General features: G+C 36.2%; 17 protein-coding genes, 1 tRNA gene, 1 other RNA gene and 4 pseudogenes. 8 read left to right on the forward strand and 15 right to left on the reverse strand.

Annotation, left to right across the window (positions count from 1 at the left end; genetic code table 11):
• Positions 1–49 precede the first annotated feature (49 nt).
• The 9 genes from AASI_RS07870 to AASI_RS01550 all read right to left on the reverse strand — a co-directional run bounded on the left by AASI_RS07870 (position 50) and on the right by AASI_RS01550 (position 8,212).
• Positions 50–729 (reverse strand): IS1 family transposase gene (locus AASI_RS07870; protein ID WP_148204912.1). Its coding sequence is split into 2 segments (ribosomal slippage): positions 50–411 and positions 411–729, totalling 681 coding nucleotides; the frame shifts between segments, so codons are not numbered across the junction.
• Positions 730–934: 205 nt separating this feature from the next.
• An RNA gene (rnpB, locus tag AASI_RS07785) (RNase P RNA component class A) lies at positions 935–1,348 on the reverse strand.
• Positions 1,349–1,353: 5 nt separating this feature from the next.
• On the reverse strand, positions 1,354–2,448 hold the full coding sequence (lepB, locus tag AASI_RS01520) for a signal peptidase I (RefSeq protein ID WP_012472503.1): 1,095 nt from the start codon (positions 2,446–2,448) through the stop codon (positions 1,354–1,356).
• Positions 2,449–2,603: 155 nt separating this feature from the next.
• On the reverse strand, positions 2,604–3,326 hold the full coding sequence (dapB, locus tag AASI_RS01525) for a 4-hydroxy-tetrahydrodipicolinate reductase (protein WP_012472504.1): 723 nt from the start codon (positions 3,324–3,326) through the stop codon (positions 2,604–2,606).
• Positions 3,298–4,023, reverse strand: a complete 726-nt coding sequence (locus AASI_RS01530; RefSeq protein WP_012472505.1) for a DUF5683 domain-containing protein — start codon at positions 4,021–4,023, stop codon at positions 3,298–3,300. Before AASI_RS01530 ends, dapB begins: the two co-directional genes overlap by 29 nt.
• Before the next feature lie 3 nt (positions 4,024–4,026).
• Positions 4,027–4,917, reverse strand: a complete 891-nt coding sequence (locus tag AASI_RS01535; RefSeq protein ID WP_012472506.1) for a ParB/RepB/Spo0J family partition protein — start codon at positions 4,915–4,917, stop codon at positions 4,027–4,029.
• Positions 4,918–4,928: 11 nt separating this feature from the next.
• Complete coding sequence (locus tag AASI_RS01540; protein WP_012472507.1) at positions 4,929–5,717, reverse strand: ParA family protein; 789 nt, start codon at positions 5,715–5,717, stop codon at positions 4,929–4,931.
• Positions 5,718–6,236: 519 nt separating this feature from the next.
• Complete coding sequence (gene groL, locus AASI_RS01545) at positions 6,237–7,871, reverse strand: chaperonin GroEL (protein ID WP_012472508.1); 1,635 nt, start codon at positions 7,869–7,871, stop codon at positions 6,237–6,239.
• 62 nt (positions 7,872–7,933) lie between these two features.
• Positions 7,934–8,212, reverse strand: coding sequence for a co-chaperone GroES (locus tag AASI_RS01550; protein ID WP_012472509.1), 279 nt, complete (start codon positions 8,210–8,212; stop codon positions 7,934–7,936).
• A 346-nt stretch (positions 8,213–8,558) separates the two neighbouring features.
• Between AASI_RS01550 and AASI_RS01555 the strand changes: the two are divergent.
• A pseudogene (locus tag AASI_RS01555) lies at positions 8,559–8,998 on the forward strand (IS982 family transposase); the annotation flags it as partial.
• A 194-nt stretch (positions 8,999–9,192) separates the two neighbouring features.
• Positions 9,193–9,588, forward strand: a pseudogene (locus tag AASI_RS01560) (IS982 family transposase); the annotation flags it as partial.
• Between the two features lie 75 nt (positions 9,589–9,663).
• Here the strand turns inward: AASI_RS01560 and recG are convergent.
• Positions 9,664–11,751: an ATP-dependent DNA helicase RecG gene (recG, locus tag AASI_RS01565; protein WP_012472510.1), complete on the reverse strand. Its 2,088-nt coding sequence runs from the start codon at positions 11,749–11,751 to the stop codon at positions 9,664–9,666.
• A gap of 401 nt (positions 11,752–12,152) precedes the next feature.
• On the opposite strand from recG, the gene AASI_RS01570 reads away from it, so the two are divergent.
• The 4 genes and pseudogenes from AASI_RS01570 (at position 12,153) to AASI_RS01590 (ending at position 17,362) form a co-directional block, all read left to right on the forward strand.
• The gene (locus AASI_RS01570) at positions 12,153–14,111 is read left to right on the forward strand and encodes a hypothetical protein (protein WP_012472512.1); all 1,959 of its coding nucleotides are present in this window, start codon (positions 12,153–12,155) and stop codon (positions 14,109–14,111) included.
• 83 nt (positions 14,112–14,194) lie between these two features.
• Positions 14,195–14,955: pseudogene (locus tag AASI_RS07875) on the forward strand (IS5-like element ISCaa9 family transposase).
• A 141-nt stretch (positions 14,956–15,096) separates the two neighbouring features.
• Positions 15,097–16,842 (forward strand): lysozyme, encoded by a 1,746-nt coding sequence (locus tag AASI_RS07525; protein WP_187146279.1) that lies wholly within the window; start codon positions 15,097–15,099, stop codon positions 16,840–16,842.
• Positions 16,843–16,882: 40 nt separating this feature from the next.
• A complete protein-coding gene (locus AASI_RS01590; protein WP_044282730.1) occupies positions 16,883–17,362 on the forward strand; it encodes a hypothetical protein in 480 nt (159 codons plus the stop codon).
• Between the two features lie 201 nt (positions 17,363–17,563).
• On the opposite strand, the pseudogene AASI_RS01595 reads toward AASI_RS01590, so the two are convergent.
• The 5 genes and pseudogenes from AASI_RS01595 to AASI_RS01615 all read right to left on the reverse strand — a co-directional run.
• Positions 17,564–17,809 (reverse strand): annotated as a pseudogene (locus tag AASI_RS01595) (transposase); the annotation flags it as partial.
• 43 nt (positions 17,810–17,852) lie between these two features.
• Entirely contained in the window at positions 17,853–17,999 is a 147-nt protein-coding gene (locus AASI_RS08745; RefSeq protein WP_187146280.1) for a hypothetical protein, read from the reverse strand.
• A 15-nt stretch (positions 18,000–18,014) separates the two neighbouring features.
• Positions 18,015–19,541 (reverse strand): SEL1-like repeat protein, encoded by a 1,527-nt coding sequence (locus tag AASI_RS01600; RefSeq protein ID WP_012472516.1) that lies wholly within the window; start codon positions 19,539–19,541, stop codon positions 18,015–18,017.
• Between the two features lie 367 nt (positions 19,542–19,908).
• Positions 19,909–21,255, reverse strand: coding sequence for a leucine-rich repeat domain-containing protein (locus tag AASI_RS07530; RefSeq protein ID WP_012472517.1), 1,347 nt, complete (start codon positions 21,253–21,255; stop codon positions 19,909–19,911).
• Between the two features lie 353 nt (positions 21,256–21,608).
• Positions 21,609–22,559, reverse strand: coding sequence for an acetyl-CoA carboxylase carboxyltransferase subunit alpha (locus AASI_RS01615; RefSeq protein WP_012472519.1), 951 nt, complete (start codon positions 22,557–22,559; stop codon positions 21,609–21,611).
• A gap of 282 nt (positions 22,560–22,841) precedes the next feature.
• On the opposite strand from AASI_RS01615, the gene AASI_RS01620 reads away from it, so the two are divergent.
• Positions 22,842–22,915 (forward strand) — tRNA-Asp (locus AASI_RS01620).
• Positions 22,916–23,378: 463 nt separating this feature from the next.
• A complete protein-coding gene (locus AASI_RS01625; RefSeq protein ID WP_012472520.1) occupies positions 23,379–24,323 on the forward strand; it encodes a polysaccharide deacetylase family protein in 945 nt (314 codons plus the stop codon).

Consider the following 24,323-nt stretch of genomic DNA (forward strand, 5'->3'; position numbering starts at 1 on the left):
CGTTATTGAAAGTATAAAAAAGCACTTGGTTGCTAAGAATACGGTATTGTTAAATTAAGATAGGCAGCTGATTATTTAGCTTGGCCATTAGCAGGTTGAGCGATTTTTCTATCATGTGCACCTGTTTGCTATAGCATTTTCCTTTACGCTTAAATCTTGCTAAATAGTGCCTCATTAAGCTATTATATCCTTCCACTGTATAAGTTTCTGATTTGCTTTGTCGGTGTTTATCTTTTGGAATAAACTGCTGGTAGCTTTTCCAATAATCACCACAATACAGCTTGCCTATATCCTTGACGCGCTCCCATAACTTCAGTCCGGTTTGTGTCGAGCGATCTCCACACACATAAGATATAAAGCGCTTGCTTATCCTATCAACAGCTATCCATATCCAGCAGTAGACTTTTTTGAACCCACATAAGTGTGTATTTCATCCATCTCGACTATCTCTACTTCATCTTGTCTTTCTGGTAAACTTACTTGCTCTCCAGATGCTTTTACCCATTGATAGACTGTTCCATAGCTTATGTTGAGTATACGGCCTATAGCTCGAAATCCTAATCCTTCTAAGTATAATTGCAACGCTTTTCGCTTAGTAGATACAGGTTTAACATCTGATTTGTGACTAACTGTGTAAGGGAAACGGCAACTTTTACACTGGTAGCGCTGTCTACCTCTAACAATTCCATCTTTACAGCTTTGAGTATTATTACATCGAGGACAGTTCATACTTTTTCCTCTAACTTACTAATTCTATCCTAATTTAACAATACCAGAATAAAATACGAAGCATCTATAAAATTAACTGTATACTAACAACCAACAATAGTTCTTATAGGTAGTTGCTAAATAAAATATGTGTTTTTGGATCATATTAAAGGTAGTAGACCCGTAAACGCGTATCTTATTTTTTTATATGTAGAGAATTAAAAAAATACAAAGCAAGCCTATAAGCCGAGTTCTGTACGCTGTTCTTCTATAAGAAAACCGAGCGTGCTTATCATTTATCTGGGTCTGCAATCACTTGCATCCTCTAGCGGCCTACCCATGTTGCCTTTCAATAACTGAAATACAGACGAGCAGCCTGTTATCCCCTTTTATGGGAAAGCAACACTTACTTGGCCTTGCAACCCCTAAGGTTTACCGTGCCTTTGTTGTCACCAACAAAGCGGTGGGCTTTTACCCCACCTTTTCACCCTTACCTATTGCTAGGCGGTTTATTTTCTGTGGCACTGTCTGCTATCCTAGCTTTCTTACTAGGTGCCTTCCTGTTAAGAAGTAGGGTGCTCTATGTTGCTCGGACTTTCCTCCCTGGTACTTTTACCAGAGCGATAAGCCAGCTTGCTTGTATCTTTATAAGTTGTTAAGTGACCGAAAAAAACGATTCCATCTTATTTTGCCAAACCCGCTTTTCATGGCATCTATGGAACCTAAAATCAAAATAGCTTTACCGACTAGATGATCCTCTGGTAAAAATCCCCAAAATCTAGAGTCTACGGAATTGTGCCTATTATCGCCCATTACAAAGTAATAGTTTTGTTTAAATGTATACGACTTAGTTTCTTGTCCATTAATCCATAACTTTCCATCTTCTACATGTGCTTCTTGGTTTGTGTCATATAATATAATTGTTTTTTCGTATTTTTCAAGGGTTTCTTGATTAATATTTATCACCATTCCTTTAGCTGGTATAGTTATAGGACCAAAATTGTCTTCATTCCAAGCTAAATTCCTGCTATGTGGGTAAACAGACGGATTAAAAAAGTACTTAGGAGAAACAATAATCCCTGAACTTTTTATATAGGGTAATGCGTTTAATATTTCTGCAGTTTGTGAACTAGTATGAATTAGAAAACCTTCCCTAACCGCCATATACTCTTTAATATTATATTTATTAAAAAAGCGTTCTGTAAGGTTTTCTGCTGTTTTTAAATAGTATCTATATTGTAATTGAGAAGGAGGGAGCTGTAATTCTCCGTCAATATAAATTTGCATATTGTCAATTTGTATAGTTTCTCCAGGGAGCCCCACACATCTTTTAATATAGTAAGTTCTCAGGTCAACAGGCTTATCTAGTTCGGTGGTACAATTAAAAATAACCTTATCGCCCCTTTTTACGCTGGAGAAACCAGGCAGCCGATAGCTAGGCAATTGGAGCCAAGTTAAGTAAGAAGGTATCTCTGTGCCTCTAATGGTTTGGTGCATGAGAGGAATTTGCAAGGGAGTATGAGGAGTACGTGCACCATAATGTAGCTTGCTTACTAAAATAAAATCCCCAGCTAATATAGTTTGTTCCATGGAAGACGTAGGTACCTGAGAAGGTTCTACAACAAGCCAGTGAATAAGTGTAGCAGTTAAAATAGCAAAGGTTAATGCACTAAACCATTCTCGTATAGGTGACTTTTTTTTGGTACTTTCAGCAGCTTTATTTCTCGAAAATAATTTCATCTTTTAAAATAATTTTTTCACAATTAAGTGTTTTTAAAATACAGATATTTTTAATCTTAGATAGATAGAGGGATAAAACTAAGCTGTATTAAGTTAAGATTGATACTTTTTTATAACAAAACTATTCTAATTCGGCAATGTTAAACTACAGACTATTAACTTTCAAGATTTAAAAAATCGTCCATTCCTAGCACACCTTTTTTACCTTGTATCCACTCGGCTACTAATACTATACCTTGAGCAAAGCTTTCTCTGCTGTGTGCTGTATGTTTGAGCTCTAAACTTTCTAAACTAGAGGAATAGTTGATAATATGGGTGCCTGGGCTTTCGGAAATTCTTTGAGATATAATACTAACTGCATCAGGTTCTTGCATGGCTGTATTAGTCCATTTTGTTTTTGTAGCTGAATTTTTAATAATATCTTCTGCTAGCTGGATGGATGTACCACTCGGTTGGTCTTTTTTCGTAATATGGTGTATTTCTTCTATACTGACTGTATAACCAGGAAGGTAATTCATATACTTTGCTAATAGCGCATTAAGCTTGAAGAGTATCTGTACTGCTAAGCTAAAATTAGCTGCATAGAAAAAAGTGCCTTGTGTTTCTTGGCAATATTGCTCTATGGCAGGTTGATGTGTTAACCAACCGGTTGTTCCTGAGATAACTGGAATGCCTTGCTGTAAGCATGTATATATATTGTTGTAAGCGGCTTCTGGCTGGCTAAATTCTATAGCCAGGTCTACTGTCTCAGGTGTTAACTGTTTTATCAAGCTTTCAGATTGATAATCTATTCGGTAGGTTATATGGTGTTTTCTTTGTAAGGCTATCTGTTCAATGGCTTTACCCATTTTACCGTAACCAATTAAAGCTATTTTCATCTTTGGGTTGTAAACTTATAGTTAATCCTATACCAGTGTTTTGTGCTATATCTTTGGGTTCATTAGGTTGTATAACTACTGCTAAATCATCCGAAACATCAAAAGTTTTCAGTGTTCCTCCTACATAGGCATCAAACACATTAATCAGATACCACAGCGCAGAGGCTAATATAAAAATAGTACGATCCCTCTTTCTACCATCCATAAAATTAACCAAGCTAGAAGATTTTGGTAACTCATCTCCATATTCTTTAAGCAAGTCTCTTTTTGTTGCAGTATACTCTAGATGGTTATATATAGCTCCCCACGCTAAAAGGCCAAATACTCCATAAATTAAAGGAACTCGCCAATAGTTTTTGTTATAAACTTGCCCTAAACCTGGTATTATAGCTGAATATAGCCAAGCTCTTTGGGTATGTATAGGAGCATCTTCTAATAATTTCTTCCTTGGATGTACTTTTTTTAGTTGCTGCTTTTGCTTATTCTTATTTATTAAAGGATGTGTTTGCTTAAGAGGTGTCTTTACAAGCATACTATCAGCATATGAAGAGAGCAAACTTGGCTCAAAGCTAAGATTTTGAGAGTAGTAGGTTGTGTAAGAATAAGAAGCATTTGCTTGCGGTTTATCAAAAGCAAGAGCATTGTCTAAGCTTATTGATACTAAAGCTATACATAGAAAAGCCCTAAGTTTAAACATAGTTTATGGGAATAATATATGGGTAATTCTATTTAAATCTTGTACGTTGCTAAATGTGATACTAATTTCCCCATTTCCTTGCGAGTAGGTTCTTGCTTTTACAGGAGTAGCAAGCTGATTGGTAAGCTTAGTAGTTATCTCTTCTAGCATACTTGAAAAAGTGGCATTAGTGTTAATCTTCTTGTGGCTGGTTGCAGCTTGTGATTTGTTAGAAATATTTCTAGCTAGCTCTTCTACTTTTCTAACAGATAAGTCTTGCTTAATTATTTCTTCTAAAATACCTAGCTGAGCCGTCATAGTACCCACATTAATTAATGCTCTAGCATGACCCATGCTTATTCTTTGATCTCTTAATGCAATTTGTATGTCTGGAGGCAGCTTAAGAAGCCTAAGATAATTGTTAACAGTTGCTCTATTTTTACCTACCCGGTTTCCAAGTGTTTCTTGCTTAAGATTACATTCTGTTAGTAGTCTTTGGTAGCTTAGTGCAATTTCTATGGGGTTTAAGCTTTCTCGTTGTATGTTCTCAACCAAAGCCATTTCTAACATTTGCTGGTCGTCTGCTATACGTATATAAGTTGGCACAGACTTCAAACCAGCCCTTCTAGATGCTTGCAGTCTCCGTTCTCCAGCAATCAGCTGATACTTATTAGGGCCAATTTGTCGAATAGTCAGTGGCTGTATAACACCATGTACTTTAATAGATTCACTTAATTCGTTGAGAGCTTCCTCATCAAAAGTCTTTCTAGGTTGTAAAGGGTTAACTTCAATTTGTTCTATTGGAGTTTCTCTTAACGGATTAATTTCTCCTTTTTCTGTAAAGTAGCTACTATCTTGTAATAATGCTTGGAGGCCTCTTCCAAGTGCATTTTTTTTAGTTGTTGTTTCTTTCATATTCATACAACTTATGCAGTTGTAGCTAAGCTTGAAGTAGCTTGCTTATTAATAATTTCTTGTGCAAGATTTAGATAGCTGATTGCTCCTTTACTTTCTCCGTCATATAAAATAGCTGGCTTGCCAAAACCAGGAGCTTCACTTAGCTTAATGTTTCTAGGTATGATAGTATCAAAAACCATTTTATTAAAATGGGTTTTGACTTCTTCTACAATCTGGTTAGAAAGCCGCAGTCTAGAATCATACATAGTCATTAAAAGACCTTCTATTTCTAAATCTGGATTTAATCTAGTTTGAATAATCTTAATAGTATTTAGTAACTTACCTAGTCCTTCTAAGGCAAAATATTCACATTGAATAGGTATAATTAGAGAGTCAGCGGCTGTTAATGCATTGATAGTTAGTAAGCCTAAAGAAGGTGCACAGTCAATAATAATATAAGCATACTTATCTTTGATTTGTGCTAAAGTTCCTCTCATTCTTTCTTCCCTATGTTCAAAATTTATCATTTCGACTTCTGCACCTACTAGATTGATATGAGAAGGAATTATTTCTAAATAATCTAATGCTGTTTTTTGAACAACGTTTTGTGGTGCTATTTCACCAATCATACACTCGTAGATGCTACTAGTTACTTGTCTGGGATCTATTCCTAGCCCAGAAGTAGCATTAGCTTGTGGATCTACATCTGCTATTAAGGTCTTATGTTCCAAAACAGCTAGACTAGCAGCTAGATTAATGGCGGTGGTAGTTTTTCCAACTCCACCTTTCTGATTGGCAATGGCTATTATTTTTCCCATTCGCGTATTATAAATTGACTAGTATTTAGATAGATAAACTTGTATATCGTTTGACCTAATCTAACAATTTTATTGATACAAACAAAGATCGTTAATTTTTTGTATAGCTAGCATAATTTATTGGTAAGTATCTTCCTATTCATAATTTATTATTTTAAATAGAAAAGTGGAACCGGTCAGCTTTCTTAAAATCTATAAAAATATAAAGTTGAAATAGATATGTTGCAGTTAGAAGGCTAAGTCAATTCGGGTTAATTAAATATTTTGAAGCTGCTGAAAAGTTTGAAGAGGTTTGTTGAAAGAGTTGAACTTATTACTTAAGACACTCCAGAAAGTTATTCTTGATGGCCAGTTAAAAGCTAATGCTGGTTTAGTGGTTGACGGAGTACCCCTCATTGCTGCTCAATTATAACAAATTAGCAGCCTGATCTCGTTAACAATAAACTTAAGCAAACATAAAAAAACCTGAGTGCTATTAAGCCTCAGGTTTTTCATTATTGCTATGCAATTATCTTAAGTTTACATCATACCACCCATACCCCCACCCATTCCAGGAGCTCCTACGCCTGGCTTATCTTCTTCTTTCTCATCCGCTATTACGCACTCGGTAGTAAGTAATAATGATGCTATGGAAGCAGCATTTTCTAAAGCAAGTCTAGTCACTTTTGTAGGATCTATAACACCTGCTTCATATAAGTTTTCGAAGTTACCCGTCCTAGCATTATAACCAAAATCACCTTGTGCTTCTCTAATTTTCTGTACTATTACAGCACCTTCGCCACCAGCATTGCTCACAATAGTTCTAAGTGGTGCTTCTAATGAGGTACGCACAATATTTATTCCTGTAGCTTGATCTTCATTTTCTACCTCAATATTTTCTAAAGCAGGTATGGTTCTTATTAAAGCTACACCTCCACCAGCAACCACGCCTTCTTGTACAGCTGCTCTAGTAGCATGCAATGCATCGTCTACCCTATCTTTCTTTTCTTTCATTTCTACTTCAGTAGCAGCTCCTATGTATAGAATAGCTACGCCACCTGATAGCTTAGCTAAGCGTTCTTGTAACTTCTCTTTATCATAATCTGAAGTAGTATTTTCTATTTGAGATCTAATTTGGCTAATTCTTGCTTGTATATCTTCTTTCTTGCCACCTCCATTGACAATAAGTGTATTTTCTTTGTCAATATTAATTTTTTCAGCAGTACCTAGATAATCAAGCGTAGCATTTTCCAGTTTATAGCCTCTTTCTTCAGAAATAACCGTTCCGCCAGTAAGTATAGCTATATCTTCTAGCATGGCTTTTCTTCTATCTCCAAATCCAGGAGCTTTTACAGCAGCTACTTTTAAAGCACCTCTTATCTTATTAACTACCAGGGTAGCTAATGCCTCACCTTCTATATCTTCTGCAATAATAAGTAAAGGTCTGCCTGTTTGTGAAATAGCTTCTAGAATAGGCAGTAATTCTTTCATGACAGAAATTTTCTTATCACAAATTAAGATATAAGCATTACCTAGCTCTGCTTCCATTTTTTCTGTATTAGTAACGAAATAAGGAGATAAGTAGCCTCTATCAAACTCCATACCTTCTACCACTTTTACTTCTGTTTCAGTACCTTTTGCCTCTTCTACAGTAATAACTCCATCTTTTCCTACTTTATCCATTGCATCAGCGATCATTTTACCAATTTTACTGTCGTTGTTGGCAGAAATGGTAGCTACTTGTTCTATCTCTTTAGAATTACTGATTTTTCGAGAATTTTGTTTTAACCTTTCTACAACAGCTTCGATAGCCTTATCTACTCCACGTTTCAGGTCCATAGGGTTAGCTCCTGCTGCCACGTTTTTAATACCTGCTGAAAAGATAGATTGAGCAAGGACAGTAGCTGTGGTAGTACCATCACCAGCTCCGTCTGCTGTTTTAGAAGCTACTTCTTTTATCAGCTGGGCTCCTAGATTTTCAACTGGATCTTTAAGTTCTATTTCCTTTGCTACAGATATACCATCTTTGGTTATGCTAGGTGCGCCGTATTTTTTATCAATTACCACATTTCTTCCTTTAGGCCCCAGTGTTACTTTTACAGCATTAGCCATGGTATCTACGCCACTTTTAAGTTTCGCTCTCGCTTCTGAATCAAAAATTATATGCTTTGCCATAGTTTTCTTAATTTTTTGTGATTATAGATGTTATATAATTCTTATTTACTTTTAATTAAATTTTAGACAATAGCATAGATGTCCGATTCACGCATAATCAGGTAATCTTTTCCATCTATATTAAGTTCTGTGCCTCCGTATTTCCCATACAAGACATTGTCTCCTACTTTGACAGTTAATGGCTCATCTTTTTTACCTGGTCCTACTGCAACTACTTTACCTTTTTGTGGTTTTTCTTTAGCAGTATCAGGTATATATAGGCCTCCTGCTGTTTTTTCTTCTGCAGCTGCAGGTTCTACTAGAACTCTATCAGCCAAGGGCTTTACTCTTATTTCAGTCATAAGTTAAGATAAATTATATATACGTTGTTCTATGTTTAGCGTTTTCAATTTAGTATAGATCTAAAAACATTATATATTCTCCACATATTTTATGCCAAACATTCAAAAGTACCACAAATACCTATATATAAACTATAACTACTTCACATTGTGTAATTCTATAATTAAAAAACTGACAAAATTACCTGTTTAAGAATCATCAAGTTAATATAGTAGACCAGAGGTAGATATTCATGATTTTTATTGATGGTAAGTATAATTAACTCAAGTTGCTAGTGATTGATAAGTAAAAAATAAAAAGCCTCCGATCTTGTTTTTGTCTTAAACTAAAAAACCAGAGGCCATTATGATTGATCAATCAATAGCAATATACTCATTTATTGACTACTTACTCAAGTGTTTGTATCATCAAGAAGATAAAAAAAGGAAATTGTTAGATGCAGCGGCTATGATAACAGCTATCGTTTCGGCCTTATACTTTAGCGGACATCTTGACAAAGCTCGATCGTTTATGCACCCTACCAGGCTTATCCCTAATATGCTTGATAAAAGTAGGTACAATCAAGGCTTGCATGCTATAGTAGAAAAGATAACTACACCTTTTTTAGCAATAGGCACTTACATCAAGCAAGTAGCCACTTGTAAGTATTATGTCTTAGATTCATTTCGTGTGCCTGTGTGCTATAACATAGGTACTCTCATGTGTAAGCTATTACAAGGACAGGCTTATAAGGACAGGCTTATAGAGACTAACAAGCCTCTATGCGTTGTTACTTTTATGGTATCAAAGTACGTATGCGTTCACGGGTCTGCCAATGCTAGAAATACGTTATTAAGCACTTGGTTGCTAAGAATAAAATACGAAGCAACTATAAAATTAACCATCAACTAACCATCAACAATAGTTTTTATAGCTAGTTACTAAATAGAATATGTGTTTTTGGCTTATTTTAAAGGTAGCAGACCCATGAACGCGTACCAAAGTACAACTTATTACTACGAGTAAAGGCATTCCAGCCGAATTCTCAATGGTGCCTGGCAGTCAAGCAGATGTTAAAGGGCTGGATCAGTTACCTTTTTTTATGCCTGCTGGTAGTGCACTCTATGCTGACTCCGCTTATATTAACTACCTTCTAGAAGCTATGTTGGCTGATGATAGGATTAAACTTTATTCTCAGCGTAAAGCGAATGCTCATCGAAAGGATACACCTTGTCTGACTTATCTCAAAGAGCGCATGGAAAAGTGATGGAAACAGCATTAGTGGCATTAAAGGACTTTTCTTAAGGAAACTCTATGCTTTTACCTTCCAAGGCTTTCTGATCAAAATTCTCTTGTTTTTTTAGCTTTTCAAATCAACAAAGCTTTTCTTATCTAGCAACTTAGGTTATTTAATGCTACAATAAAAACTGAATGACTCATATCCATTAGAAGAATAAATGATATTTTATATTTAACCAATATTTCCCCATGAATTATCATTGCTGGTAGCTAGCTGGTTTTTTATTGTATAGTGGCTCGGCTGTATTAGCATAGGGTCTTTTTTTATAATTTCTTTTGCTGCCTCTCGTGCAATTTGTAAAATATGGCCATCACGTGCTACATCTGCAATTTTTAATTCTAATAAGCCGCTTTGTTGTACGCCCATTAAGTCTCCAGGGCCTCTAAGCCGCAAATCCATATCAGCTATTTCAAAGCCATTATTAGTGTGTACGAGAGCTTTTATGCGTTCTCTGCTCTTTTTATTCAGCTTATAATCGGTCATAAGGATACAATAGGCTTGATCTTGCCCCCTTCCTACTCTACCACGCAGTTGGTGCAACTGTGATAAGCCAAAACGGTCTGCATTTTCAATAACCATAACGCTTGCATTGGGTACATTAACGCCTACCTCTATAACAGTAGTGGCTACCATAATTTTAGTCTCTCCTTTTACAAAACGCTGCATCTCGTAATCTTTATCGCTGGCTTTCATTCTTCCATGTACTATACTTAAAGGTACCTCAGGAAAAGCACGGCAAATACTTTCATAACCATCTATTAGGTTTTTATAGTCCATTTTCTCAGACTCCTCAATAAGCGGATAAACCACATATACTTGCCTGCCTAGACTGATCTGATCTTTAACAAAGCGAAATACTCTAAGTCGTTGAGCATCATAATAATGCACTGTTTTGATAGGCTTTCTTCCAGCAGGCATTTCATCAACCACTGACACATCTAAGTCTCCATATAAAGTCATTGCCAAGGTACGTGGTATAGGTGTTGCAGACATAATCAACACATGAGGTACCGGTTGGACATCATCCCTTTGCCAAAATTTGGCCCTTTGCATTACGCCAAAACGATGTTGTTCATCAATGACTGCTAAGCCTAGATTCTTAAAAACCACATTCTCATTGATCAAGCTATGGGTGCCTACGATAATTTGTAATGTTCCTTGTGCCAACTCATCTAAAATTTTTCTTCGTTCGCTCGTCTTAGTAGAACCGGTGAGAATACCTATTTGTAGCGAAAGAGGTGCTGCAAATTCTTGAAGTTTCTTATAATGTTGTTCTACCAAGATCTCTGTAGGAGCCATCATCGCTACTTGTGCACCACTTCCTAATACAATAAGCATAGAAAGAAAAGCTACCATTGTTTTTCCACTTCCTACGTCGCCTTGCAAAAGTCTGTTCATTTGTTTGCCAGACTTTAAATCTGCATAAATTTCTTTTACTACTCGTTTTTGTGCGCCTGTTAATTCAAAAGGTATGACGTTTTGGTAGAAATCTTGCAAGAGTTTAGTGTCTTTATAGGCTGCCCCTATTTGTTTTTCAAGACGTAGTTGGCGTGCTTGTAATAGCCTTAGTTGTACGTAAAAAAGCTCTTCAAATTTTAAACGGAAGCGTGCTTTCTGTAATATCTCAGGTGTGGCTGGAAAATGGATGTTGGCTAAGGCAGTCTTTTTGTCTATAATCTTATATTGTGCACATAAATCCTCTGGCAGGGTTTCTGGTAGATGTATAGGAAATTGTTCTATTAAGTTTGCTTGAACTCTTCTTATATATTTACTGTCAATATAACTAGCTTTCAGCTTTTCTGTTGTATGGTAAACAGGTATTAAAGTTTTTTCCTGCGTTGTTTGCGCAGTGAATATTTCCATTTCAGGATGTACAATGGTATAACAACTATTATATACAGTTGGTTTTCCAAAAAGTTGGTACAATATGCCAGGTCTTAATTGTTTAAGTATACCATTTATCTTTTGAAACCAAACCAGTGATATAACTCCTGTTTCATCTTTTAAAGTTGCAACAAGTCTTTTCTTGCCTGTTGTAATAATTTTAGGTGATTGAATGACTCCTTTAAGCTGTACATAGGGTAAGTCTTCTCGTACATCTGCTATATTATGAAAGCAAGTACGATCTTCATAACGAAAAGGATAGTGTTGGATGAGATCAGCTAGATTATAGATCTGAAGTTCCTCTTGAAGTAAGACTGCTTTTTTAGGCCCTACACCTTTTAAATATTCTATTGGGGTTTGAAATGTTAACTGCATGCATATAGGCAAAATTTATGCTAAATATAAAATTTTTATTGATACTATGTTATGTTTAAAAGGAGAAAGGTATTTTTCAGCTTTTAACGACAAATTTTATAATCGAATAAGAAGATATGCCGACAATATAAACAGATCACAATTATGAATGGTTGGCCGATAAGTTTGTATCTCAACAGCTATCATATGGTGATGGTTAAGCAAGTAAACTTAGCCTATATAAGACAATAAATATATAATTGCCTTCTTGCCATCTGCTACATTTGGTCTATACTTTTTGAAAAATATTTTATGCTTATGCTTGGAAGTATGGGATATGTTTCTCACTTAATATCCCTATATAATTGTTGAGATTTGTTTAAGCGTGTAAGGTATTGTTCGCCCTTTAAAAGTAACAGGCCATGTACAGCACAAATAAAAGAATTACAGCAGCTATTTTACTTTGTAGTCAGCTATTAACCATAACAAGTTGTAGTAATTATCCTAATATACCCACCCAACCTAAAGTAGCTCGTACGGAAAAGAGAATTGATAAAAAACCAAGCAAAGATGACTCAATATTACCCTTGGTAGATAGCTTAGTGATTACTATTGCTGATGGGAAAAAACTTAATTTAAAGTATGAGAACAAAAATTGGCAAGCAGCGTTAATTACAGAAGATGGTGTGGAACAGATATTGACCATTGTATTAGAGCCAGGCTATAGCATAGCTAAGCTAATTACTGCTAAAGAAGAGGAACAGCGAGAGCTAGTGCGCCTAGTAGCCAGTAAAAAAGAGACATTAAATGCAGCATATGTATATATAGGCAAACAAGCTTGTACAGAGCAGTCTATAACTAGCCAGGTGCAGACAAAAAGCAGCACAAAATTATCGGATGATGCATCAGCTTCTTCCAGAATGCTAATTACTAGTACAGCACATACAAAAATACCTATCTCTACATTATCCAAGCATATAAAAGAAGAGCAAAAGCTAGCTTCCAAACAAGGTAATTCTATTATAGTAAACTCTATAGTGGACAATACCAAGCAGGCCATAAAGAGAGCTTCATCAGTATCTGTATTACGTAATCAAGTTTTTATCTTATCTATATCTATTAAACCAACGTATAAGGGGCAGCAACCTAAGAATAATAGTCCTTCCATTACTTTAATCAGAGGCAAAGCTTTGGAATTGCACAAAAAAGAGGCACAAGATAAGCGAGAACAAGCCAAGCTATATAATGAAGTAGATATAGCTGCATCAATAACTGACAGTAATGGCATAGCTGCACAGTTAATAGAAGAGCAGGCTATCCCAAGCTATATAGCAAAAGGAGGCCATCAAGTATATCCATCCTTTATAGAAGGCAAATGGATGGCAGTTGTTAGGGAGCATGCTCCTTTAGGTTTTAGTAGAACGCACTATTTGGAACTGTACCTAGCACCTGGCTTTACAGTCAATGAATTAAGCAAACATAGTTTGAAGTGGCAGGAAAAACATATAGCAGTAGTATTTGCTGAGCACAGCAAAAGTGGTAAAGGATATGTATATATAGGTGAGAAAGGACTGTTGGGGGGAGGAAATAGTGGGTCTAAAGGAGGTGGTGGAAATGATAACGATCGCTCCTCTGGAGGTAGTAGTAGTTCAAGTGGAAGCAGCAGAAAAAATGTGTCTAGCGGAAGTAGAAAATCCTCTTCTAGTTCTAGTGGAAGTACAAGACATGATAAACAGAGTAGCCAAAGCACTAGCAGGTCAAGCACTTCCTCTTCAAGCACTTATAGTAGTAGTTTTACTCCTAGTACAGAGCAACGTGCTACATCGGCTATGTTATCTTCTATAGGTATCAAATCTGAACTACCTACTTATCATTTTGATAAGTCATATACTAATGATTATTCTTATAGTACTCCACATGTTAGTTACCCCAATCGAGATACCTCATATTCGGGCAGTGTTATGGACAGCATTAGTAGCAGCAGAATATCCACGGTTAGTACACCAACCCCCATAATTTCTTATAGAACGTCTACTAGTATGGGAGATATACCAAGTAGTAGTCATACAAGAGAACCTTCTGCTAATAGAACAACTCCTAGTAGTAGTATAACAGGAACTGCTGCTTACATGAAGGCACCAAGTGAGAAAGGGCTACCCCTTACGCTAAAGGATACAGCTAAAGAGATAAAAAGCTATTTGCAAGAAGTTCAAGGTAGTGGGCAAAAAGACATTGATTCAATAATTAAGCAGCGGGAAAAAGGAGAGCAATTGTTAAGACGGCTACATACACTTAAGCAACAACAAGAGAGAGCGCATGCGTATACAGAAAAAGCATATATTACAGCAGATAATTCTGGGATAGGCGATCAGAAACTCTAAGAGGCTGTCTAAAAAGGGTAATTTAGATAGGAAAAGCAGACAAAACTTTATAAAATTAGTTAGTGAACTTTAAACTAACAGCTATGCCATACACTAGCGATTTAACAGATAAGGAATGGGAAGTGTTAGAACCATTAGTTACTTACATAGGTCCTTGCCGACCCCGTAAATACACTATAAGAGAAGTATTAGATGCTATTTTCTATTTAGAAAAAACAGGCTGTCAATGGCGCATGCTACCTGCCCATTTTCCACCCTGAAAAAGTGTTTATGACTTGTATTATCGCTGGCGAAGAAATGGTAAATGGGACTTAGTCCATGATACACTTCGAGATCAAGTACGAGAAAAGTTGGGCAAACAAGCCATACCTAGCGCTGCCATTATGGATAGCCGCTCGGTTAAAACAGCACAAAAAGGGGGTCGAGAGGCTATGATGCAGCAAAAAAAGTAAAAGGCCGTAAGCAGCATATTATTGTTGATACGCTGGGGCTTATACTTTGTGTGGTAGTACATTCAGCTCACTTATCAGACTCAAGAGGATGTCATCTTTTGCTTATTCGCCTTTTTAATACATTCCCTTCTATTAAACACATATGGGTAGATGGAGGATACCAGAAAGGATGTATAATGTGGGCTTATGGGGTGCTAGGTTATACTTTAGAAGTTGTACAACGGCTCTCAAATGGGTTTCATATTCTAAAAAAGCGATGGATAGTCGAGCGTACATTTGCTTGGCTGAGTTTTTCTAGGAGGCTCTCTAAAGATTACGAGCATAATCCCAAGTCTTCTGAAACACATATTAAAATTGTTATGATTAGAATCATGCTTAAGCGGCTTTTATGACTCCATTTTGGCTTTTTAGACAGCCTCTTAGAGCAACTGCTGCAGCAAGAAGGAGGGGATGTTAACTTATCACAGTTAGAATCCGATGTATTACAAACTTTATATCCTATAGGAGATAAGAGTGAACGTGAGATGATGGAGATGGTTAAAAAAAGCATGCGAGATTCAGAAGCTGCTACAGGCAAGTATGTTCCAAAAGAGCGCGACGATAAAAGCAAAGGAAAAGAAAAGGATGATCAAACAATGCCCGTACATAAAGAGGCTATTAAAGCTCATCTTAATGCAAGCACCACTTCTTCAATATCCTCTTCTAGCTCTACAAGCAGCTCCCAACCATTGCCAAGTAGAGATATCAAAGGGCCATTAAGTAAGGATACCCAGGATAAAAAACAAAAAGAAAAATCATCCAAGGATAGATTATTTTGGATGCATGACCATCCTGCCTTTACTCCTTCCTTTACAAGCTCTAGTACAAGTACACCTAATGTATCAGACCCCTCGCATACTAACGCCTCTAGCTCTACATCTGCTAATAGTAGTAATGCTAAGAGCGACCAAGAAATTCGTAAGGAGTGGTATAGTTTACTAGAAGAAATACAGGCAAAACTTGGTTATTCAGCAATACATAATTTGGCAGATGGTATATACTTGCAAGGACAAATTAAAGATTATATAGCTAAAATAAAGCTATATGAAAAACATCAATCTATTAGTAGAGGCTCAATTGAACAAGCACTTAGTCAGCTAAAAAGCCTCTCTGTGGAGGTTGAAGATGCTTTAGATAAAGTAAGATATAATGCAGTAATAGATGAGATCAATCAAGTGTTGGATACAAGGGTGGAAACCATTAACAGGATACAAGATGAAGAAGAAGACCCAGCTATTATCATAGCAACAGCCCGAGAGATAAAGCCCCATGTAGAAGCAGCTATAAAACGCTTGGAGGAGTTTTCGACCAAGCAAAACAAGGGACCTAGTATAAAAAACTTGAAAGAAGCCAAAAGTCAGCTTGAAGCTATTATTAGAGACTATAGTCATAGAAAAATTCTACTAGACAAATATAAAGCAGCTTTTAGACAAGCAGCAGAGCATATTTCAAAAAGGATAGAACAAGAGCAGGAAGAATTAGCTAAGAGCGTAGGGAAGCCAGTTGGGAAGCCTAAAATAACTATAACCAATAAGCCAGGTATAACAATAGCACAATTAGAAGAAATGTTTGGAGATGATCAAAGTAATACCTGCGATTTGCAAAAACTCTTAGGCACTTTAGATATAAGCGTTAATTTCCCAGCAGCAGAAGAGACTTCTAGCGATCGAGAAGAGGGTGCTAGCACAAAAGAAACCAAGCGAGAAGAAATAAGAAGGGGGAAGGAACGAGAAAAGCCAGAAGAGGGTGAAAGTGAGCAAAAGCAAGAAGGAGCTACGGATATAAGCCAGGCAGGGCTTAATTTTATTGCTAGCTATGAGGGATGTAGCCTAAAAGTATATAAGGATGTTGCAGGGATAGAAACGATTGGTTATGGCCATGTGGTTCTACCGAGGGAAGATTTTAGTAAAGAAATAACACATAAAAAAGCTTTAGAGCTTTTGCATCAAGATGCTGATGAAGCCATAAGAGGTGTGAAGAGCCAAGTAAAAGTACCTCTACTACAGCATCAATTTGATGCTTTGGTTAGCTTTACCTTTAATGTAGGTAGTAAAGCATTAAAAGAATCCAGATTATTAAAATTAATTAATAGTCGGGATATGGAACCAGAAAAAATTCGAGAAGCTTTCCTAAGATTTAGAAAAGCCAAAATTAACGGAGTATTAACTGATGTCCAAGGATTAGTCAATAGACGTGGAACAGAAGCCAAGCTATTTTTAGAAGGGGTATATGAAAAATAAATGTTTGGAAAAAATAAAAGATTGATAATAAAATAATCGTATGAATATAACTAAATATCTAATAATACTAGGAATTGCCTTTATACTGAATTCTTGTGGAGATCCTTATAAAGTCTTATACGGTCGTTGGCAAATTTATAAGTATGAAGGAGGACATATAGTTGGCCTTACAGATGAAGAAGCATCCCAGTTGATAGGAAAAGAATTTCTTTTTAATAAAGAATATGTAATTATAGATAAAAATAAAATAGATAAACCTATTTACAAGTTTAGAAAAGAGAAAGCCGATTCTTACTTTCATGCTGGTTACCGAATACCAAAAGAATTTATTGGTATATATCAAGATACAATTAAAATTTTAGAAATAAGTACTTTTAAGCCTAGCTCTCTTCCTCCTGATTTTTTTGAGCATGAACCCAAAGACATGTTAAGTTTTTATATTAGTGAGCTGATTCTTTATAAGGGTGAACTAATTTTTAACATTGAGGGTATATTTTTTTATTTAAAAAAAGTAAAATGAAGGAGATTGATTTTATAGAAGTGTAGATATAACTGTCAATTTCTTATAATAGAGAGAACACCAAAAAGCAGTATCAAAACGGAAGGGGGAAGCACTTATCACAGAAGAAACCAAGCGAGAAGAAATAAGAAGGGGAAAGGAACGAGAAAAACCAGAAGAGGAGGAGAGTGAGCAAAAGCAAGAAGGAGCTACAGAGCCTGTTCAAGATCTTTGTAGGCATATCCTTAGGAAAGCAAGAACTACCATTTGTAAGCTTGTAGCCAATCTTCTTTCACAGTTCTTCCATAACCGCCGACATTTTTCCAAGCAGCCAAAACTTCGTTCGACTATCCATCGCTTAGGTATTGCCTTAAATTGATGCAATTCGTTTCTTTTGACTACTTTTACCTGCGCTCCCTGCAGCACCTCTTTTGCTTGATTGGCAAACACTTCTCCACTATAGCCTCCATAACCACCTTGGCCGCTTCGGCTAATTCTTTCAGTAAGACATTCACTTTTGTCTGAGTATTCGGTTAATCCCATTCGAAATTTGCTGCGGAGTCGTATGCTCATTCTTATTTAAGATTGGAAAAACAAAATCATCCTTTTCTATTCCCAGTTCTATGTCCATAGTAGCTAAATAAATGAAGATTTTCATAAACTAAACAACAGGCTAAAAAAACCACTTAATATGCGGATATTGTTCCACGAGTAACCTTTGGACATCAGGCGTTATTAGATTCTCGCTTAAATCAACCGTATGCACCTGTGTTCCCTGTAAATGGCTAGCAAAGTTGATTGTAACTTCGTCTCCTATATCATTCTTAGCTAAAGAAATTGTATGTACATTTGTTCCTTGCAAGTTTTCAGCAACCTCCACCAAACCTTGATCACCTATTTTATTCCAACCTAAATCAAGCGTATGCACCTGTGTTCTTTGTAAATGCTTGGCGATCTCTATAGCTCCTGTACTTGTTATTTTATTCTCTCCCAAATTAAGGGTACGCACATTGGTCCTTTGTAAATACTTGGAAAATTCTACTACTTCTGCGTCACACATTTCAGTTTCTCTCAAATTAATCGCATCGACATTGGTCCCTTTTAAATGTTTAACAAATTCAACTATTAATCCAACATTTCCCATCTGGTTTAATAAACGAACGCTTTTGCAATTTGTTTTAAAAAGTGGGTGATGTACTAACAGTGCTAAATCAGCCTTGTCATCAAGCTCCAAATGAGCATTTACATTTTCCAATTCTTTTATAATAGCTTCTCCATTATGGGATATTTCTGTAAGGATTCGTATGAGCTGTTCTTGAGTTTGCTTTTTTACCCTATTTTCTATCCGTTGACTGTACATTCTACTTGTTTGGTCAGGTGTTTGATTAATAGGGTTACCCTGCCCTATTATCAGAGCCTGCTCAAAAAAAGATAATGCTGCTGCTTCATTACTTTCAACCCCTTTACCTAGCTTATACAACCATCCTAAATGGTACAACGCACTACCACGTGAATAGCTATCCCTATTTAAGGATAATGATGCTTGTGCATACCACGCTAATGCTTCTGTTGCATTGGGCACAGTACCCCAACCATATTCATGTACTCTGCCCAATAATAAACATGCTTTATAGATTCCTACTTGGCCTGCTTTTTCTAGAAATCCGTATGCTTCTCTTATATCACTTCTTGCTGTTCTGCCAAACAAGTGAAGTCGTCCTGCATGGTAGGCTGCTTTTGGATGTCCTAATTTGCTAGCTTTAGTGTAAAGCGCTAAGGCTAATCCTAAATCTTCTTCTGTGTCCTTACCTCGCTCATATAATCGGGCCATTGCATAAGTGGAAAGAGCAATCTCTTGTACTCCCGCTTCTACCTTGTGGTAATAGGCTTTTACTGTTTTACAAGCTTTGTCTTGTCCGGATCCTTGGGCTACTGCCAAATCCGACAACGCTTGCATGTCTTGGATCGCCCCTCCTTCCTCGATTTCTGTTGCTTGTAGCTGGGGTATAGTACTTATAGGACTTTCTTTAGGGGATAACTGTTTATCTGCTAGCCCTTCGATGGGAATGGGGAGGTGAGTTATGGGTTCTTCTTTAGCAGGAGGCGGTGAATTAGGAGGGGTGCCGCAACTCTGTAAAACAGCACTTATCAATAAAAAGCGAATTATGGATGGCTGTATTAAAGAATATGTATATTTCATAGTTATCTAAATTTAAACCTAAGGAAATGTTATAGTAAGTCAGAAATATTTTATATGCAAGCATAAGCGAAAGGAAGTTTATACTTGGGGCTGTAAGCGTAAACCTCAGATTTTTACGGCAAGATTTTTAGATTTTTCTTTTTTTAATATAACATTAACCTGTGTTTGCGGTTCATGAATTCTAAAGCGTACCTTTCCCAACTAGGGGATTTGATAAAGTTGTCTGCCTTTCAAAGCTCGAAGTATATTTTTTATGGATTGGTAAGTAGCTATAAAATAATCTAGATGAAATGGAATTTCTATATTCCCTATTGTTTCAAGAAAGAATATATTATTCCCTTCTTCCCAATTATAGGCTTTTCCAAGTCTATTTTCTCGCGCCGCTTGACAGACTTCTTCTGGTAAATACTTTTCTCGATTTTGGAGTGTTTTCTATATAATTCATACACAGGGTAGTTAAACTATGAGGAAATGTTTGACGAGCATGTCTTCTTAACGCATGCTTTAGGATTCCCTTATTAATTGGTAGTAACTCGCTAGAAGCTAACCATGAGTTGTTGCCTAGTTTGCCATTAGCAATATCCTCTCGGACTTCATCTTCTAGCACCTCCTCATATTCTTCTAATAGGTCTTCCGCAGACTCCTCTTCTATACGTTGTTCTAATTCATCTTGTACTTGATCCTCTAGTAGTTTAGTAAATTTGCTATTTATAGAAGCAGGTAGTGTTCTAAGTTTATTTTCGCATAGATTCAGATAGCTTAGGTTAGTAGAACTAAATATTTCAGCTGGTAGTCCTACAAGCTGGTTATATTCTAAATTCAGCACCCTTAGGCTAGTAAGATAGAATATTTCATTAGATAGCTCTCTAATACCATTATGAGAGATATCCAGACAAGTTAGGCTAATAAAATTGAATATTTCATCAGATAGCTTTATAATACGATTGTGGGAGAGATCCAGAGAGGTTAAGTTAGTAAAATTACTTATATCAGCGGGTAGTTCTACAAGCTGGTTATATCCTAGGTTCAGCATCTTTAGGCTAGCAAGGTTTCCTATTTCAGCTGGCAGCTCTGTAATACGGTTATGCGATAAGTCTAGAAAGGTTAATTTGTCAAGATTGTCTATTCTAGTTGGTAGGCCTCTAAGCTGATTCCAAGATAGGTTAAGTCCTGTTAAATTACACATTCCATCAGGTAGTTCTCTAATACAATTATGGGAGAGATCCAGAGAGGTTAAGCTAACAATATTAACTATCTCAGCTGGTATAAAACTAAGTTGGTTGCTTCTGTCAACTTCAATACGCGTAATTTTCGGATTCAGTGTCATATTTTTTACAGAAACTTGATAACAAACTAAGTAGTGTATAATTCCTGCTGCCACTTCATTTTTTTCTTGTTCAGTTATCCATCCTGATGGATTAATAAGGAGTGAAGGAACAATAAGACTTGCAAAATCAAAATTTAAGCTATCTTCCCTTTGTTGTAGAGTTTGCCAAAAGGAACGACCACCTCGCTGGGTAAAAAATTGTTCCCATATACTATAAGGTGTATCAGCATGCAACTCTTGGAAGGATACAAAGGAGTGCTTCTCAAATGCTAACGCTACTTCCTCCTCTACTAAGTCTGGTAGATTTGTGGGTATAGGATTAGGAGTACGACATCCTAACATAAATATCATGAAAAAAGCTATAAGGTAATGTAGTATAATTTTCATTATTATAGGAAAATAGGAATATCATAGGAAAGGTAATGAATAAAACCTACCCTTTAGCATTTATAGATACTTCATTTGATGGGTCATAGTGATAACGCTTTCTTGCTAAAGGGGTTGCTACCTTACAACTACCTCCGGAGAATCTGAGGTTTACGCTTACAACCCCTAGTTTTGAAAGTTTTTTACTTGTTTGGTGCCGGAATTTTATAGCTATTATGTAGATTAAAAAAAGGATGTTTACATTAAGCTTCCTCCAAAACCTATCATTTGTCCACATTTAAACACATCTATACCTAGATTTTATAAGGTTTCAGAAGAAATCTATTATTAATAGCATAGATTTTTACTTATTACTATTCCTTTACCATACCCATTTTACAAAACTTTTCTATGCGCTCTTCCATCCTTTTATCAGATTTTACCTTATTAAGAGTTTCAAGCTGTTTAAGTATTTCTGTTTTTACAGTTAAGGCTATTTCTTGAGGATTTCTATGGGCGCCACCCAGAGGTTCTGCAATAATCCCGTCAATAAGATTGAGTTTTTGCATATCAGCTGCTGTTAGTTTTAACACTTCGGCTGCTTGTTCCTTATAATCCCAGCTTTTCCAAAGTATGGAAGCACACGATTCAGGGGAAATAACAGAGTACCATGTATTTTCTAACATCAATATCCTGTCTCCTACAGCTATACCCAGCGCACCACCCGAAGCTCCCTCTCCAATAATAATGCATATGATTGGCACGCGGATATCAAACATACTTTGTATGTTCTTTGCAATCGCTTCTGCTTGTCCATGCTCTTCCGCTTCTAAGCCTGGATAAGCACCCGGCGTATCTATTAGAGTTACAATAGGCTTATTAAATTTTTCAGCGAGCTTCATTAAGCGTAAGGCTTTTCTATACCCTTCTGGATTAGCCATGCCAAAGTTTCTAGCTTGTCGTTCTTTAGTAGTTCTACCTTTTTGATGCCCTATTAGCATAATGGTTTGATTGTCCAATCTAGCAAAACCACCTACAATAGCAGGGTCATCTTTGCCAGTACGGTCGCCATGTAAGGATATAAAATCATTAGTCATATGGGTAATATAATCTAATGTATAGGGTCTGTCGGCATGTCTAGAGAGCTGTACACGTTGCCAGGGTGTTAAATTTTTAAAGGTTTCTGCTTGTAGTGTCTTTATTTGTTCCTCTAGTTTTTGGATGGGTTGTAAAAGCTTGCTTGCTTTTCTCTGAGCAGCTTTTGCTTTCATAGCCGCTAATTTTTCCTCCAGAAGTGCAATGGGTTTTTCAAATTCTAAAAGCATACTTTTTTCTTTAAATATTTTTTAAAATTTCTAGATGTCTAAGCCATTATACATAGTAATTGATAAGATTTTCCCAAGCGATTGGTTAAATTCTTCTTACACTACTAAGACTAAAGTTGGTATAATAACTGAAAAGGTCTTTGCAAAACTAAGATTGATTTTAAGTATAACCTAATTCTTTTGTTGTATCTATCAAAATATCAAACTTTTGTAATATCTTTGAAAAATCTTACGCATGAGTTAATCAATTCAGTAAGTTAAAAAGATTGCTATAATACAAACGGTCTGGTAGTTCAGTTGGTTAGAATGCCTGCCTGTCACGCAGGAGGTCGCGGGTTCGAGTCCCGTCCAGACCGCTTTTTTAAGCGCTTTATATTGTCAGACGCCAGTAGTTTTTATCTATTTCTCATTAAGTTTCTCCTTACACTCCATAGTCAGGTCTTTTCAATTGTTATTGGAGTATAACCCACATATTCTGGATAAATTTATTGTATTTTCATCTTAACTATTGCTCTATATTCCCTTTATGCTGATACCAGGGTAGATATTAAGATATCTTTTGAAAAGAATGCTGGAATCAAGTATCTTGGCTTAATAATAATTTAAATAGAATTTATAATTGTAAGCCCTATTACTAAATAGTAATAGCTGGTGTAAACAGACATATAAATAGATAATGTACGTTTCTTTTTAAAAAAGATAAAAGAAATTTATAGATTAAAATAGACTAAACTACCAATGTACTACCTGACCTCGACAGTTATTGCTAGATATTTCCTTGGATGCTTGATAATTTTTATAGGATTTTTTCATTCTGTAATGGCTAACCAGCTAACAGAAGATACAGAAAAGCTACTACCTCAGGAAGCAGTAGGGATAAGTGAACCACTAGGAGAAATAGCCTTTAGTTTAGATGATGCCCCCATGCCTAGCACAGCTATTTTTAATGGTGTTGAAAAAACAGAAAGGATCATACAAGCATTGCAAGATGCTAATTGCCCTGCGGTAGGTATTTTTGCTATAGGCAAATATGCGCATACACCCACTGGATTAAAGCGATTGCACATGTATGCAGAGGCAGGCCATATTATAGCTAACCACTCTTATAGTCATTATAAACTTAATGATATTACTGCCCAAGACTTCATAGAAGATATCAAGAAGGCTCACGAGATTTTAAGCCCATTGCCCAGCTTTAAATTACTATTTAGGTTTCCTTATTTAGCTGAGGGTAAAGATGAAGTTCAACGCCAAGAAGTTATACAATATTTGCAATCTATGGGTTATCGAGAAGGCTATATTACCGTTAATAATCACGACTACTATATGAGTAAGTTGCTGGTTGATGCAGTTAAAGCAGGCAAAATAATTGATCACGAGAAGCTTAAAAACTTATACGTTAGTATCCTATGGGATTGTATCATAAGTGTTGATAAGCTATCGCACAAAGTATTAAATAGAAAGGTAAAGCATGTACTTTTACTACACGAAAATGATTTAGCAGCGCTTTTTATAGGGGACCTTATAGAACATATCCGTAAACAAGGGTGGAAAATTATTTCTATTGAGGAAGCTTATGAAGATCCACTAGCCCTAATGCCTGTTACTAATACATATAGTTTGGTGGGACGCTTGGGAGCTATAGCGATACAAAAGGGCCTGGATAAAAAGCTGGCAGTATTTCCAGAAACGGCCGAATATAGTTATATACCTAGAGCTTTAAAACAACAGCAAATATTCAAAAGTCCCGTATTTAACCCTTAG

Origin of the sequence: Candidatus Amoebophilus asiaticus 5a2 (assembly GCF_000020565.1) — a bacterium.
Taxonomy (GTDB): Bacteria; Bacteroidota; Bacteroidia; order Cytophagales; family Amoebophilaceae; genus Amoebophilus; species Amoebophilus asiaticus.